This window comes from Pseudactinotalea sp. Z1732 (assembly GCF_049724975.1).
Lineage (GTDB): Bacteria > Actinomycetota > Actinomycetes > Actinomycetales > Beutenbergiaceae > CALKWS01.
The window spans coordinates 227,367-242,371 of the sequence record NZ_JBMPQC010000006.1 but is presented as its reverse complement, the minus strand read 5'-3'; the positions used below and the strand labels follow the sequence as shown (position 1 = coordinate 242,371).

The 15,005-nt window shown below is 67.5% G+C and carries 15 protein-coding genes; 6 read left to right on the top strand and 9 right to left on the bottom strand.

What is annotated here, in order from left to right:
• Positions 1 to 15: 15 nt before the first annotated feature.
• Positions 16 to 762: an SDR family oxidoreductase gene (locus tag ACPL7H_RS13105; RefSeq protein WP_424797327.1), complete on the top strand. Its 747-nt coding sequence runs from the start codon at positions 16 to 18 to the stop codon at positions 760 to 762.
• Between the two features lie 63 nt (positions 763 to 825).
• Here ACPL7H_RS13105 and ACPL7H_RS13100 read toward each other — a convergent pair whose 3' ends face one another.
• On the bottom strand, positions 826 to 1,638 hold the full coding sequence (locus tag ACPL7H_RS13100) for a hypothetical protein (protein WP_424797326.1): 813 nt from the start codon (positions 1,636 to 1,638) through the stop codon (positions 826 to 828).
• Between the two features lie 30 nt (positions 1,639 to 1,668).
• Positions 1,669 to 2,493, bottom strand: coding sequence for a hypothetical protein (locus tag ACPL7H_RS13095; protein ID WP_424797325.1), 825 nt, complete (start codon positions 2,491 to 2,493; stop codon positions 1,669 to 1,671).
• Positions 2,494 to 2,732: 239 nt separating this feature from the next.
• Here ACPL7H_RS13095 and ACPL7H_RS13090 point away from each other — a divergent pair, with 239 nt between their 5' ends.
• Together ACPL7H_RS13090 and ACPL7H_RS13085 are read left to right on the top strand one after the other, a co-directional pair.
• Entirely contained in the window at positions 2,733 to 6,146 is a 3,414-nt protein-coding gene (locus ACPL7H_RS13090) for an efflux RND transporter permease subunit (protein ID WP_424797324.1), read from the top strand.
• A 58-nt stretch (positions 6,147 to 6,204) separates the two neighbouring features.
• Complete coding sequence (locus ACPL7H_RS13085) at positions 6,205 to 7,308, top strand: NYN domain-containing protein (RefSeq protein ID WP_424797323.1); 1,104 nt, start codon at positions 6,205 to 6,207, stop codon at positions 7,306 to 7,308.
• A 94-nt stretch (positions 7,309 to 7,402) separates the two neighbouring features.
• Here ACPL7H_RS13085 and ACPL7H_RS13080 read toward each other — a convergent pair whose 3' ends face one another.
• From ACPL7H_RS13080 to ACPL7H_RS13060, 5 genes are all read right to left on the bottom strand, one after another.
• Entirely contained in the window at positions 7,403 to 8,056 is a 654-nt protein-coding gene (locus ACPL7H_RS13080; protein ID WP_424797322.1) for an SRPBCC family protein, read from the bottom strand.
• A gap of 2 nt (positions 8,057 to 8,058) precedes the next feature.
• A complete protein-coding gene (locus ACPL7H_RS13075) occupies positions 8,059 to 8,409 on the bottom strand; it encodes an ArsR/SmtB family transcription factor (protein ID WP_424797321.1) in 351 nt (116 codons plus the stop codon).
• A gap of 95 nt (positions 8,410 to 8,504) precedes the next feature.
• Entirely contained in the window at positions 8,505 to 9,722 is a 1,218-nt protein-coding gene (locus ACPL7H_RS13070) for an RNA polymerase sigma factor (protein WP_424797343.1), read from the bottom strand.
• A 43-nt stretch (positions 9,723 to 9,765) separates the two neighbouring features.
• A complete protein-coding gene (locus ACPL7H_RS13065; protein ID WP_424797320.1) occupies positions 9,766 to 10,152 on the bottom strand; it encodes a YciI family protein in 387 nt (128 codons plus the stop codon).
• Positions 10,153 to 10,157: 5 nt separating this feature from the next.
• On the bottom strand, positions 10,158 to 10,535 hold the full coding sequence (locus tag ACPL7H_RS13060; protein WP_424797319.1) for a YciI family protein: 378 nt from the start codon (positions 10,533 to 10,535) through the stop codon (positions 10,158 to 10,160).
• Between the two features lie 231 nt (positions 10,536 to 10,766).
• Here ACPL7H_RS13060 and ACPL7H_RS13055 point away from each other — a divergent pair, with 231 nt between their 5' ends.
• From ACPL7H_RS13055 to ACPL7H_RS13045, 3 genes are read left to right on the top strand one after another with little or no spacing between them, the layout of a single operon-like run.
• Positions 10,767 to 12,236 carry a type I restriction-modification system subunit M gene (locus tag ACPL7H_RS13055; RefSeq protein ID WP_424797318.1) on the top strand — a complete coding sequence of 490 codons (1,470 nt, stop codon included), beginning with the start codon at positions 10,767 to 10,769 and terminating at the stop codon, positions 12,234 to 12,236.
• Complete coding sequence (locus ACPL7H_RS13050; RefSeq protein ID WP_424797317.1) at positions 12,233 to 13,381, top strand: restriction endonuclease subunit S; 1,149 nt, start codon at positions 12,233 to 12,235, stop codon at positions 13,379 to 13,381. The genes ACPL7H_RS13055 and ACPL7H_RS13050 overlap by 4 nt, the downstream gene beginning before the upstream one ends.
• Positions 13,382 to 14,299 (top strand): restriction endonuclease, encoded by a 918-nt coding sequence (locus ACPL7H_RS13045; RefSeq protein WP_424797316.1) that lies wholly within the window; start codon positions 13,382 to 13,384, stop codon positions 14,297 to 14,299.
• A 31-nt stretch (positions 14,300 to 14,330) separates the two neighbouring features.
• Here the strand turns inward: ACPL7H_RS13045 and ACPL7H_RS13040 are convergent, their stop codons facing one another.
• Both ACPL7H_RS13040 and ACPL7H_RS13035 read right to left on the bottom strand, forming a co-directional pair.
• Complete coding sequence (locus ACPL7H_RS13040; protein WP_424797315.1) at positions 14,331 to 14,591, bottom strand: Txe/YoeB family addiction module toxin; 261 nt, start codon at positions 14,589 to 14,591, stop codon at positions 14,331 to 14,333.
• A 2-nt stretch (positions 14,592 to 14,593) separates the two neighbouring features.
• Positions 14,594 to 14,851, bottom strand: a complete 258-nt coding sequence (locus ACPL7H_RS13035) for a type II toxin-antitoxin system Phd/YefM family antitoxin (protein WP_424797314.1) — start codon at positions 14,849 to 14,851, stop codon at positions 14,594 to 14,596.
• Positions 14,852 to 15,005: the final 154 nt, after the last annotated feature.

Sequence of the window (15,005 nt, the reverse complement as noted above, 5' to 3'; positions counted from 1 at the left end):
TGGCAGGATGGTGGCATGAACAGCGGTAAGCGCATTGTGGTGACGGGAGCCTCCAGCGGCATCGGGGCGGCAACAGTCAGGCTGCTCAGCAGCCAAGGTGCCCAGGTGATCGCGGTGGCACGGCGGGCCGAGCGACTGGCCGCGGTGGCCGAGGAGTCCGGCGCCGAGTATGTGGTGGCGGACCTGTCCAGTGACGACGGCGTGGCGCAGTTGGCTGCGGCCGTCACCGCGGGCGGGGGTCTGGACGCCCTGGTGAACAATGCCGGTGGGGCTCGTGGCGCCGACCCGGTGGAACACGCTGACGTGGACCAGTGGGAGGAGATGTACCGGATCAACGTGCTGACCACCTTGCGCACCACCAAGGCCCTGCTGCCGGCGCTACGAGAAGGCGAAGGCGGGGACGTCGTCGTCGTCACCTCCACCGCCGCCCACGACACCTACCCCGGTGGCGCGGGGTACGTCGCGGCCAAGCACGCCGAACGCGTGATCGCCAACAACTTGCGCCTGGAACTCGTCGGCGAGCCGATCCGGGTGATCGAGATCGCCCCCGGGATGGTCAAGACCGAGGAGTTCGCACTGCGCCGGCTCGGGGACGTCGCGGCGGCCGAACAGGTCTACGCCGGAGTGGACCAGCCGCTGGTGGCCGACGATGTCGCCGAGGCGATCGCCTGGACCCTGAGCCGGCCCCGACACGTCAACATCGACTCGCTGACGATCCGCCCGGTCGCCCAGGCCTCCAACACCGTGGTCGCCCGTCGCTGAGCGGGCCCCTGGCCGCCGGCCGCGGCTGACCGGCAGCCCCGAGCAGCCCCCGGGCAACTCCGTTTACAGGCAGCCCTGCTCGGTGGCCCCCCGCGTACAGATCTGGGTGGCTTCCACGCTGACCAGCCGGTAGCCGTCACCACCTTCGTCGCTGGCGAAGATGTGCAGCCGGTGGCCGTTGATGGAGTCGTCGGCGTAGCCCTGGACGTCGACCACGATGGTGGTCAGGTCCCCTTCCTGGACGTCCTCGGCCACCGTCATGTCCAAGTCGGGAGCGCCGTCCTCCTGCAGGTCCTCGACCACGGCGGCGGCCAGGTCCGCCATCGAGTCCTGGGGCCCGGGGTCGCTGATCTGCGAGGTCTCGTCGGTCACCATGCCCAGGTAGGCCAGATAGCGCAGGTTCGCCCAGCCCACCCGGTCCTCGACGTCCAGTTCCAGCCAGACCGCCATGTCGTCCAACTGCCGGGCGCGCCCGGTCAGGACGACGTCGGAGGTCAGCGGGGCCAGGGCGGTCACCTCCGGGGAGGTCGGGTCGGGCAACTCGCGCACGTACAGCACGTCGTCGTGCGCCACCCCGACCACGTCGACGGTTTCGCCCTCGGTGTACAAGTCCACCGCCTGGCCCGGGAGATCTGCCTGGTCGGCGGGCTCGGTCCCCGGGCCGCCGCCGTTCTCCACCTCATCGGTCTGCTCGTCCTCGCCCGGTTCGGTCTCGTCCGGGTCGGTCTCGTCCGGGTCTGGTCCGGTCTCGTCCTGTTCGGCCTCGGTGGCGGTCTCCTGCGGCGGTGGTTCCTCGCCGTCGCCGGTGCAGGCACTCAGGAGGAGTGCGGCGGCCAGAGCCGCGGCAGCGGTGGTGGTGATACGGGTGCGGAGCATGTCAGCCTCCTGGGCTCGTGGTCCTGCGGGTCAGAGGCAAAGGCCATCCTCGGAGACCCCGCGCGTGCAGATGATGGTGCGTTCGATGAACTCGACCTGGATCGTCCCCGATGCGGTCGTCCCGGCGCGCATCAGGAGTCGTTCACCCTTCTGGGCGTCGTCCGGGATGCCGGTCACATCAACGGTGACGTCGGGGGAGTTGACCGGGCCGGAGATGTCGGAGACGGCGATCCGGGCGTTGTCGATCTCGGCGGCACCGTTGAGTTCGGCGGCCCGGGCGCCCACGGCCAGGGCCAGGTCCTCGACGGAGTCGGCCGGGTCCACATCGGCGAAGTCCTCATCGGCGTCGGCGGTCCGGCCCAGGTAGCCCAGGAACGTCACGTTCGCCCACCCGGTCACGCCCTCGGCCTGGACCTGGGCCCAGATACCCCAGTCGTCCACGCTGCGGTTGTGCCCGGTAGCCACCACGGACCGGGTGAGCGGATCAAGTTCGGTGACCACGGTGGCGCCCGGGTCGGGGAGTTCGCGCACGTTCAGGACGTCGTCATGATCGACCACGACCACGGCGAGTTCATCGCCCTCCCAGGGGAAGATCTCGATGACCTCACCGGGCAGGTCGTCGCTGTCGCCGCCGGAGCCGCCCTCGTCAGCCTCCGGCTCGCCGTCCTCGCCGTCCTCGGTCGCGCCGTCCTCGCTGTCCTCGACGTCACCGTCGGCCCTGTCCCCGTCGTCGGCGGTGGGGGATTGGTCCGCTCCGGTCTCGCCGTCCGGTTCGGATTCATCGTCGGTGCACGCACCCAGCCCCAGGGCCAGGCCCGCGGCCAGGACGGCGGCGCAGACGCGGGTGCGGAGCATCGTCAGCCTCCCTGCTGATGGGTTAACGCCGGTGCACATGGTCTGTGTTGTGAGTGTCCCGAGTGTTTCACGGCGAGGTACACCGTTGTTCCAGGCGCGCTGGCGCCGATGCCGGCCGACCGGGTACGCAGGTAATCTGAGGTGGCTACGGCAACGCCACCAGGCGCGGCCCGCCCGAGTCCCTCCTCCCGCGCGAGGCCGCACCTCTGCGCCCGTACCTGCACCGGAGACACCACGCCGTGATCGCTTTCGCTCGCTTCAGCCTTCGCAACCGCGCCCTGGTGGCCCTGGCCGCGATCATCGCCGTCCTCGGGGGCCTCTGGTCGGCGGCGACGTTGAAACAAGAACTCATCCCGGATTTCGAGTTGCCCATCGTGGTGGTGATCACCCCGTACCCGGGAGCCTCCCCGGATGTGGTCGATGACCAGGTCAGCGTGCCGATCAGCCAGGCGGCCACGGCTGTGGAGGGCCTGGAGTCCACCACGGCGACGTCGAACGCGAACGTGTCCACGGTGTTGCTGGAACTGGCGTACGGCACCGAGGCCGGTACGGCACAGCAGCAGATGCAGATGGCGTTGTCCCGGATGTCTTTGCCCGAGGCGGCCGACCCGCAGGTGATGGTGGGTAGTTTCGACGATCTGCCGGTGGTGCAACTGGCGGTGACCGCGCCCGAGGATCCGGAGCAGACGGTGCAGACGCTGCGTGACGTGGTGGTGCCGGAACTGGAGGCGCTCGACGGCGTGCGGGATGTGGCCCTGAGCGGTGCGGTCGATGAGGTGGTCACCATCGATGTGGACGCGGGCGCTCTGGCTATGGCCGGACTGTCCCCGGACGTGATCGTCAGCACCCTGGACTCCCACGGCATGGTGATCCCGGCGGGCACCCTGCGCGATGATCCGCGCGCGCTCAACGTTCAGGTGGGTGAGGCACTCGAGGGTGTCGACGACGTGGCCGCCCTACCCCTACGCAATGCCGAGGGCGAGGTGCTGCGCCTGGATGAGGTGGCCGAGGTGTCGGTGGAACAGGAGGAGGCCACCTCCTTCGCCCGCACCAACGGCCAGACCTCCTTCGGACTGGCGGTCACGGCCACCCCGGAGGGGAACACGGTAGAGATCTCCGACCAGGTCGCCGACCTGCTGCCGGAGTTGGAGCAGTTCCTGGGCGAGGGCGCGGAGATCTCGGTCATCATCGACCAAGCCCCGTTCATCACCCAGTCCGTGGAGGATCTGGCGGTCGAGGGCATGCTCGGTCTGATCTTCGCCGTGATCGTCATCCTCATCTTCATGCGCGCCTGGCGGCCCACCGGGGTGACGGCGGTGTCCATCCCGCTGTCCCTGCTGATCACGATCATCGGCGTGAACGTGGTGGGGTACACCCTGAATCTGCTCACCCTGGCGGCGTTGACGGTCTCCATCGGCCGGGTGGTCGATGACTCCATCGTGGTGATCGAGAACATCGAACGGCACCTGTCCTACGGCGGTCCCAAGCACCAGGCGGTGCTGACGGGCGTGCGGGAGGTGGGCGGTGCGATCACCTCGGCCACCGTGGCCACCGCAGCGGTGTTCGTGCCGATCGGTCTGGTCGGGGGGTTGGTGGGCGAACTCTTCCGCCCGTTCGCCTTCACCGCTGCCGCCGCGTTGCTCGTCTCGCTGTTGGTCGCGTTGACGATCGTGCCGGTGCTCGCGTGGTGGTTCCTACCGGTTGCCAAGGGTGCCCCGTCCGCAGCCGAACCCACGGCCGGTACCGGGCAGCGCGGGCACGTGAGGGTGGACGAGCAGGCCCAGGAGCGCCGGGGCCCGCTGCAGCGCGGTTATCTGGCGACGTTGCGCCCGGCCCTGGCCCACCCGGTGATCACTCTGCTGATCGCCGCCGGCCTGCTCGGCGGGACCGTCGCGCTGGTGCCCCAGTTGGAGACCGAGTTCATCGGGGATTCCGGGGACAACACCGTCAGCATCGCCCAGACGCTGCCCAGCGGCACCTCGCTGCGGGCCCGCGATGAGGCGGCTGCCCAGGTCGAGGCGATCCTGGAGGACATCGAGGAGGTCCAGACCTATCAGGTGACCGGCGGTGAGGCCGAGGGCGTGATGGCGTTCGTCGGCGCGGGCCAGGACGCGACGTTCATGGTGAGCCTGGACCTGGAAGCCGATGCGGCGCAGGTGGAACGGCGGCTGCGCGAGGAGTTGGCGGACCTGGGCTCCGATGCGGGGGAACTGACCGTGAGCCCGGGACAGGCGGCACTGGCAGGTGGCGTGGAAGTGGTGGTCACCGCCGCCGATTCCGAGGATCTGGCCGATGCCGCACAGCAGGTGCGCGACGCCGTCGCCGAGGTGCCCGACACCACCGACGTGGCCAGCAACCTGGCCGAGGACCTGGCGACGGTGACGGTGAGCGTGGACCGCGAAGCGGCCGCCGAGGTGGGCCTGAGCGAGGCTCAGGTGGGGCAGTCGGTGGCGGCCGCCCTGAACGGCATCCCGCTGGGCCAGATCGTCACCGACACCGGTGAGATCGACGTGGTCATGCAGATCGGCGAGGCTCCGCTGTCGATGACCGAGTTGGAAGAACTGCCGGTGGGTACGGTGCCCGCCGAACCCGCCGGTTCCCCGGCACCAGGGGATGTCCCGGGGCAGATGCCCGGCGATGCACCGACGGACGCACCCGAGGGCATGGCCCCCGGCGAACTTCCCGAAGGGCCCGACCCGACCGACCTCGACCAGCCCGATCCGGCGCAGGTCGGTGAACCCGACCCGGTGTTGCTGGCAGATATCGCCGAGGTCGAGGAAGTCGACCTGCCCACCTCGGTCACCCGTAGTGGAGGTATCCAGTCCGCCACGATCACCGCGTCCTCCACCGCCACCGACCTGGGCGCCCAGGGTGCGGCACTCCAGGAAGCCCTGGACGACCTCGACCTGCCTGACGGCGCGAGCGTTCAGGTCGGGGGCGTGATGGCCGACCAGGACGAGGCCTTCGCCAACCTGGGCGTGGCCCTGCTGCTGTCCCTGGCCATCGTCTACTTGGTGATGGTGGGCACCTTCCGGTCGCTGGTGCAGCCGCTGATCCTGATGATCTCGGTGCCGTTCGCGGCCACGGGCTCGATCGGGCTGCTGCTGATCACCGGCACCCCGCTGGGCGTGGCCGGCTTGGTGGGTGCTCTGATGCTGGTGGGTGTGGTGGTCACCAACGCCATCGTGCTGATCGACCTGATCAACCAGTACCGCCGAGCCGGGATGGGACTGGCCGAGGCGATCGAGGACGGCGCCCGGCACCGACTGCGCCCGATCCTTATGACGGCCTTCGCCACGATGGGTGCCCTGGTCCCGATGGCGCTGGGAATCACCGGTGGGGGAGCCTTCATCTCCCGGCCCCTGGCGCTGGTGGTGATCGGTGGGTTGTTCACCTCCACGATCCTCACCCTGGTGCTGGTGCCGGTGCTCTACCGGCTCGTCGAGGCACGGAAGCAGCGGCGTGGCGTGGAGTTCACCGACGTGGACGCCTTCGACGAGCCGCCCCAGGTGCGACATGGTGCCGGTGCTACGGCGGGGGCGGCGACGCCGTCGGCCGTGCAGGAGGCCCCGGCGCCCGATACCGAGCAGCGCGGTGCCACGGCCAAGAAGTCCAAGCCCCGGCGCCGCTGGCGACGGGCCCGCAAACGCTGAGGAGTGCGCGGCGCTGTCGCGGTCAGCGCCGCACAGACCCCAGGGCTAGGGTGGCGGCATGGAATCTGATGAGCGTCTGGCCGTGTTCCTGGACTACGAGAACCTCGCGCTGGGGGTGCGTGATCTGGGCACCACGTTCCAGTTCCGCTCGATCGCCGATGCCCTCGCCGCTCGCGGGCGCGTGGTGGTGCGACGGGCGTATGCGGACTGGTCGTTCTTCGCCTCCGACCGGCACGACCTGGCCAGCGAACACGTGGAACTGATCGAGATGCCCCAGCACCAGGGGGCCTCACGCAAGAACGCCGCGGACATCAAGATGGTGGTCGACGCGGTGGAGATGGCCTTCGAGCGCGACTACATCTCCACCTTCGTGCTCTGCACCGGCGACAGCGACTTCTCCCCGCTGGTGCACAAACTGCGCGAGATGAACAAGCAGGTGATCGGGATCGGGGTGGCCAACTCCACCTCGAAGCTCCTGCCCTCGGCCTGCGATGAGTTCCTCTTCTACGACCGCCTGGAGGGCGTGGACCTACCCAGCGGTTCCGAACGCTCCGGGCGGCGTCGCCGCCCCGGGGCGCCCAAGCCCCCGGAGGCCGCGGCCGAGCAGCCGGAGCAGCCCGAGCGCCCGGACCCGACCGAGCAGGCCGACGACGATGCCACCGGTACCGAGCAGGCGAACGCGGAGGAGCGCTCGCCGTCATTGGCGGTGCTGGTGGCCCAGACCCTGGCGGACCTGAGTTCGTCCTCCGGGGCGGTGACCGCCTCGGTGCTCAAACGCACCCTGCTGCGCAAGGATCCCACCTTCAGCGAGTCCGACTACGGGTTCCGTTCCTTCGGAGAGTGCCTGCGCCACCTGGCCGAGCGCGGGGTGGTGGAGATCAGTTCCGGCCCCGCGGCCGGGGACCCGGAGGTGTCCCTGCCCGAGCGCGGCGAACGTGAACTGGCGTTCGCCGCGGTCGCCGACCTGGTCGGTGGTGCCGGTGAGGCGGTGCCGTTGTCCGGATTCAAGGACCGAATGCGCAAGCAGCGCCCCGGCTTCTCCGAGAAGACCCTCGGGTACCGCAACTTCCTGCAGTTCGTGCGCGCCGCCAATGCCGGCGGCTTCGTGGACCTGCGCTGGGACGCGGACGCGGAGGACTACCTCCTCACGCCGGCGCCCTGAGCATCACGCACCACCGGTGCGGCCTGACCCGCCGGCCTTCTGACCCGCCGGCCTTGTCGGCACCGGCGGTGCGATCGCCCGAGTCCGCGCGACGCTACTCGACCTCCTGGCCGGTGTAGAAGGCGGTCGTCCTCCGTTCGGCGGCGCGGGCGGCGTCCTCGGGCGTGCCCGCGGCGATCGAGGCCTCGGCCCAGCGGCGGCTGCTATCCGCGATGAACTCGCGCGCTGCGTCGCTGCGCTCCCACTCCGAGCCCTCCGGCGGCTTCGAGGCCCCGGTGGCGATGTGCAGGGCCAGTCCCAGGAAGGCCAGGTCCCAGCCCACCCCGGTCGCGCCCGGCCCGTAGGTGGTCCAGAAGTCGCTCGGGAAGTCCTCGGTCGTCTCGTGCTCAAGGGTGAGGCGGGCGCCGTCGTCGTCCTCGGTGATGCGGAGGGTGACCCAGGAGATGTTCCCGGCGAACTCCCAGGTGGCCTTGACACGCGACGGAGGCTCGCACGCCTCGATCGTGCCATCGGCGTTTCCTTCGATCCGGTATCGACCGCCGAGTTCGAGGTCGCCGGAGACGGGCCCGAACCACCGGGGGAGCCGTTCGGCGGAGGTGCAGGCGTTCCAGAGGTCCTCGACGGTGGTGGCGTAGGCCTGGCTGATCGTGGCGACGACCGTCGCGGTGTCGCCGTGTTCGGTCACGGCCAGGCCACGCGTGACCTGGTCGGCCTGTCCGGCGCTGATGGTGGTGACGTTCTCGGTCATGGTCACTCCTTCTCGTTACTGGGGTGGTGGCGTCGCTCGCGCTTGCCGCGCGCGATCTCGGTCTCGAGGGCAGCCAGGCGGGGCGCCCAGAACGCGCGGAACGGTGCGAGCCAGTCATCGGCCTGACGCAACGGCTCGGGGTCGACGGCGTACAGCCGCCGGGAGCCGTCGGGGCGCACCGTGGTGAAGCCCTGCGTGCGCAGCACCCGCAGGTGCTGGGACACCGCCGGTTGGCTGATGCCGAACTCCGCACCGATCCGGGTGGCGAGTTCACCGGCTGGTTGCTCACCGTCGGCGAGCAACTCCAGCAAGCGGCGTCGAACCGGGTCACCGAGGACGTCGAGCGCGTGCATGGAACGACACTATCAGTCCTGACTTATATAAGGCAATGGTGAATTGAGCTGGAGGTGCGGGCTTCGCCCTCGCCGTGCCGGCCGAGGGGTTCGCCTCAGGTCGCGAGTTGGTCGCGCCGGCGGGTGAGGTAGGTCCGCTCGGCGGGATTTCCGGTCAGTTCGATGGCCCGGTCATAGGCACCGAGCGCATCGCCACCGCGGCCGAGCCGACGTAGCAGATCGGCGCGTGCGGCATGCAACGCGTGGTAACCGTCAAGAGGTCCGGCCAACCGGTCGATCTCGGCCAGTGCGACATCGGGGCCGTCCACCTCGGCGACTGCGACCGCCCGGTTCAGCCGCACGATCGGGGAGGGATCCGTCAGCACCAGACGGTCGTAGAGGGTGAGGATCTGGGACCAGTCGGTGTCCCGCGCCGAGAGGTGGTAGGTGTGCACAGCGTTGATCGCCGCCAGCAGTTGGTAGCGCCCGGGTTGCTCATCGCCGCCGGCCACCGCTGCGAGTCGGCCGCGGACCAGTGCGTGGCCCTCGTCGAGGAGAGACCGGTCCCACGCGCTGCGGTCCTGCTCCTCGAGCGTCACCAACTCTCCGGTGCGCGAGACACGCGCGGGCCGGCGAGCGTCGATGAGGAGCATCAGGGCAAGGAGGCCGGCCACTTCGCCGTCCTCGGGTAGGAGGTCGAGCAGCAGCCGGCCCAGCACGATCGCCTCATCGATGAGATCGGTGCGGAGCGGCTCAACACCCTCGCCGGCGAGATAGCCCTCGTTGAAGATCAGGTAGACCACCGTGAGCACCCCGGCGAGCCGCTCGCGGATGTCCTCGGAGGAGGGCACCCGGTAAGGGATGTGAGCGGCCTTGATCTTTCTCTTCGCGCGGGTGATTCGTTGGGCCATCGTGGTCTCCTGCACCAGGAATGCCCGGGCGATCTCGGCGACGGTCAACCCGCCGAGCAGGCGCAGGGTCAGGGCAACCCGGGCTTCCATCGCCAGCGCCGGGTGGCAGCAGGTGAAGATCAGTCGGAGCCGGTCGTCCTCGATCGGACCGGTCGGCTCGGCGGGTGTGTCATCGTGCAGCATCCGGGCCGCCTGGTGCTTGGTCTCGCGCAGGGACTCGCGCCGGATCCGATCGATCGCCTTGCGGTTCGCGGTCGTGGTGAGCCACCCGCCGGGATGAGCGGGCACCCCGTCGCGCGGCCACCGCTGCACCGCCGTGACGAACGCCTCGGCAGCGGCGTCCTCCGCGATATCGAGGTCACCGAACCGGCGCGCAAGGCTGGCGACGACCCGCGCCCACTCCTGTTTGTGGATGCGGGTCATCGCTTCCTCGAGGCGCACCTTGCTCACTATTGCAGCAGGAGCCTTACGAGTGCAGCAGCCTCTGCACGGACTCCGCGGTCTGGAAGGGGCGCACCTCCACCTTGCCGCGGCATGCCTTCGACGCCTCGGCGGCGAGTTTCAGGGCCACGTCCAGATCGGGGGCCTCGATCACCCAGAAGCCGCCGATGCACTCCTTGGTCTCCAGATAGGGCCCGTCCAGGATCACCGGGCTCTCGCCCTGACCGTCCACGGTCGTGGCGGTCGTGGCGGGCTCCAGACCGTCGGCGAAGACGAAGTAGCCTTCGCGCTGGAGCTTGTCATTGAAGGCGCCGGTGTCGGCGAAGGACGCCAGCATCGCCTCCTTGGAGGGGTAGGGGCCGTAGTCGGTGGGTTCGGCGGGTCCGTAGACGGACAGGAGATACCTGGGCATGGTGATCAGTCCCTATCGAGGTCGGCGGCCTGTGGTGGTCGACCCGGGAAGCGGTGCACTTCCTGGGGCCAGTCGAGCGCGACCGCGAGGCGGCCGGCCCAGTACCGCGCAGCGGCGTCATCGGGCACCCGCACGACGCAGAAGCCGCCGAGATGCTCCTTGGTCTCCACGTAGGGTCCGTCAGTGAAGACAGGCTCTCCCTCCCTGGCTTCGACGCTGCAGACAACGGAGGAGGCATCGATCCCCCCGTTCCCGAAGACGAAGACTCCTTCATTCCTCATCTCCTCGACCACCACCATGCTGGCCTCGGCCTTCTGCTGCACCTCTTGTGGCGTGTGGTCGGGCACCCACTCGTCGTTGAACGCGATCAGGTACTCGGGCATGATCCTCTCCTCTCGAGTAGTCCGAAGGACATCGGTTTGTTGCACGGGCCACCGGTGGCGTCCCACATACCTTCCACGAACGGGGCTGTTCCGATACGACAGTTTCCCGGAGGTGCTCACCTCGGTGCCGTTCGTGCCGGTGCCTGAGGGTCGGAGATCACCCCCCAGGTGTACAGAGTTGGCAGGCTGACCCGCGCCCCGCTGTCTGACCTGCGAACTACAGTGGAGCGTGTGATCACAGGTGAACTGAAGAGCAAGGTCGATCGCGTCTGGGACGCCTTCTGGTCCGGCGGCATCTCCAACCCGTTGGAGGTGATCGAGCAGATCACCTACCTGCTGTTCCTGCGCCGGCTGGATGACCTGCAGACCATCGCGGAAAAGAAGGCCCGCATCACCGGTGAGATCGAGGACCCGGTGTTCTTGCCCGACCAGCACCACCTGCGCTGGAGCAGGTTCGCCAACCGCGACCCGGTTGAGATGCACGCACTGGTCTCCGATGAGGTGTTCCCGTACTTGCGCGGCCTGGGCCAGCAGGTCGGCGGCGATGACTCCACCTACTCAGTGCACATGAAGGACGCCCGGTTCACCATCCCCACCCCGGCGCTGCTCAGCCGCGTGGTGGACATGCTCGGTGACATCCCGATGGAGGACCGGGACACCAACGGGGACCTGTACGAGTATTTGCTCTCCAAGATCGCCAGCGCCGGCACCAACGGCCAGTTCCGCACGCCGCGGCACATCATCAACCTGATGGTCGCGATGATGGCGCCGACCCCTGAGGATGAGATCTGCGACCCCGCCTGCGGCACCGCCGGCTTCTTGGTCAGCGCTTCGGAACACATCCGCGAACATCACCCGAGCGCGCTGACCAACGCCAAGCAGCGCGAACACTTCCACCGCAGCATGTTCCACGGTTACGACTTCGACTCCACGATGCTTCGGATTGGCAGCATGAACATGCTCCTGCACGGCATCGAATCGCCGGACATCCGCTACCGCGACTCCCTGTCCGAGGGCGCCGCCGCTGACGCCCAGCAGTACTCCCTGGTCCTGGCAAATCCGCCGTTCGCCGGGTCGCTGGACTACGAGTCGACGTCGAAGGACCTCCTGCGGGTGGTGAAGACCAAGAAGACCGAGTTGCTGTTTCTCGCCCTGTTCCTGCGGCTACTCAAGCCCGGCGGCCGCGCGGCGGTGATCGTGCCCGACGGCGTGCTGTTCGGGTCGTCGAACGCGCACAAGGATCTGCGCCGGACACTCGTGGAGGAGCAGAAGCTGGACGCGGTGGTGAAACTGCCCTCCGGTGTTTTCAAGCCCTACGCCGGGGTGTCCACCGCGATCCTGTGCTTCACCAAGACCGACTCCGGCGGCACCGATGACGTGTGGTTCTACGACGTGACTGCCGATGGTTTCTCCCTGGACGACAAGCGCAACCCGATCGAAGCCAACGACCTGCCCGATGTGCTCACCCGGTGGCAACAGCGGGCGACGACGGAACGCGACCGAGCGCGCACCGACAGTTCGTTCTCGGTCCCCAAGGCGGAGATCGCCGAGCAGGGCTACGACCTGTCGATCAACCGCTACAAGGAGATCGTCTACGACGACGTCGAGCACCGCGACCCGCTGGAGATCATCGCCGATATCGAGCAGATCGAAGATGAGATTGCCCAGGGCCGCGCTGAGTTGAAGGCGATGTTGGCGTGAAGACAGTCCGTCTGGGCGATGTCGCGGAGATCGTTTCAGGAGCGACGCCGAAGTCGGGTGTGGCCGATTTCTGGGACGGTGACATCGCATGGGTGACCCCCGCCGACCTGAGCAAACTCGAAGGTCCTTACATATCGGCGACTCCTCGGACACTCACTGAGGAGGGCGTTCGCAGTTGCAGTACCAATGTCCTGCCAGTTGGGTCGGTGCTACTCAGTTCTCGTGCACCAATCGGACATGTTGCGATCAACACCGTGCCGATGGCAACGAATCAAGGGTTCAAGAGCCTCGTTCCGAGACCTGGTCTCGAGGCGAAATTCCTCTACCACTGGCTCAACTCCAAGACGGAGTACTTGCAGTCACTTGGCAATGGCGCGACGTTCAAGGAACTGTCGAAGAGGACGGCAACGCAGATCGAGATCCCGCATCCTCCCATTGAGGAGCAGCGCCGCATCGCCGCGATTCTCGACCAGGCCGACGCGCTGCGCACCAAGCGCCGCCAGTCCCTCGCCCACCTCGACGACCTCACCCAGTCCATCTTCCACGCCATGTTCGGCGCGACCGCTGATACTGTCCCCCTAGGCGACCTCTGCCGGTTCTACAGCGGCGGGACGCCATCGAAGAAGAAGCCGGAACTCTGGGCCGGCGAACTCCCATGGTTTAGTGCAAAGGATCTGAAAGCGAACGAACTCTGGGATTCGCAGGACCACATCGCGGCAAGCGTCCCTGAAGTGACGAGCCTGCGCCTATTGCCTGCCGAGACCATCGCTGTTGTTGTTCGCGGGATGATTCTCGCCCACTCGGTTCCAATCTCCGTTATTCGCGTTCCCGCGACGATCAATCAGGACCTTAAGGCGGTCTTGCCGCGTGACGACATCCAGGTTGATTTCCTGGCGAGTGCACTTCGCGCACGGACGCAGTGGATCCTGGCACGTACTGCGACTGCGGCTCACGGCACGAAAAGATTGGAGACCGCGGTCCTGGAGTCGATCCCCATTCCTGAGGTTTCGCGGTCAGCCCAGGCTGAGTTCGCGCGAAGGGTCTCCCAGATCCGTGCCGAACGCAGCGCTGTGGAGCGGGTCCTGGCCGCCGAAGACGAACTCTTCGCGTCACTCCAGTCCCGAGCATTCTCAGGAGGGCTATAAATGGCAACGATGCCAACGTGGGATGAGTTCATGGCGCCGGTGCTGCGGGCACTGATCGACGGTCGTACGCTGCGGCTTCGAGAACTGCGCGAGGCGGTGATGGCGGCTGAACAGATCCCCGAGGATCAGCGAGCCGAGTTGCTCCCTTCCGGTCAGCCCAAGGTGGAGAACCGCATCGGCTGGGCTGCGTCCTACCTCAACCGAGTCGGTGCGTTGGAGCGCCCAGCGCGCGGGCAATACCTCATTACCGACGTCGGCCGGAAACTGCTGGCGGATTACCCCGAAGGCATAAGCGAGGCCGTTCTGCGGTCCATGGCACGCGAAGGTGACGAATGGTGGATACCCAAAGCACCGTCCGGTCGCGAAAGCAAATCAGTCGCCGAACCCACCACTGAGAGCACTTTGGACCCGGAGGAACAGGTCGAGGAAGGCATCGCCCGAATCCACGCCACCGTCGCAGCCGACCTCCTCAGCCGTCTGCACGCTCAGGCCCCGTCATTCTTCGAAGACGCCGTGCTCGACTTGCTCATAGCGATGGGTTACGGGGGAGCAGGCGGCAAAGCCACCCGCACACAACTCTCCGGCGACGGCGGCATCGACGGCATTATCGACCAGGACGCCCTGGGGTTAAGCCGGGTGTACGTGCAGGCCAAGCGTTACGCCCTGGACACCCCGATCGGCCGTCCCGAGATCCAGGGTTTCGTCGGTGCGCTACACGGCAACCAGGCCAGCCAGGGTGTCTTCATCACCACTGCCCGCTTCAGCCGCGGCGCCCGCGAATATGCTGAGTCGGTCGCCACACGCGTCGTGCTGGTCGACGGCGAACGCCTGGCCTCGCTCATGATCCACTACGGCGTTGGCGTGCAAGCCAAGCGCACGGTCCAGATCGTCGAGATCGACGAGGACTTCTTCGAGTAGCCGCCGACGTTCGGATCGGTTTGCCCCGGCGCTAGCGGCCGTAGTGGTACCGGCACGCGGCGATGCGCACCTCGGTCTCGGTCACCTTGTAGACCAACCGATGCTCCTCGGTGATGCGCCGGGACCAGTACCCAGCGAAGTCATGCTTGAGCGGCTCGGGCTTGCCGATGCCCTGGTTACCGTTACGGACGACGTCCTCAATGAGATTGTTGATGCGTTTGAGGATCCTTCGGTCCTGTGCCTGCCACCAGAGATAGTCTTCCCAGGCGTGATGGTCCCAGACCAGCCGCATGATCAGTCGGCATCGATGAGGTCGTGCGATTCACCTTCGCCCACCTCGAGCCGTTCCATCGCATCGAGCAGTCGTCGAGCATTAGCGGGGGAGCGCATCAGGTATGCAGTCTCGCGCAGTGACTCGAAGTCGTCCAGGGACATGATGACGACGGGCTCGTGGCCTGCCCTGGTGATCACGATCTCCTCACGGTCCTGCACGACCGAGTCCAGAACCTCGGCATAGCGACGGCGGGACTCGCTGTAACTCATCGTGCGCATCGGACCTCCAACTCCTGTACAGGAAATTGTACGCCCTGGCCGGAGGTGGATCAAACCCCGTCGCGACGAATCCGCACTCCCGCACGGCGTCAACAAACTAGAGTTGACTCAAACAGTTGTGTTCCCGTCGTTGTCTTGACCATGCGTTGCCTCG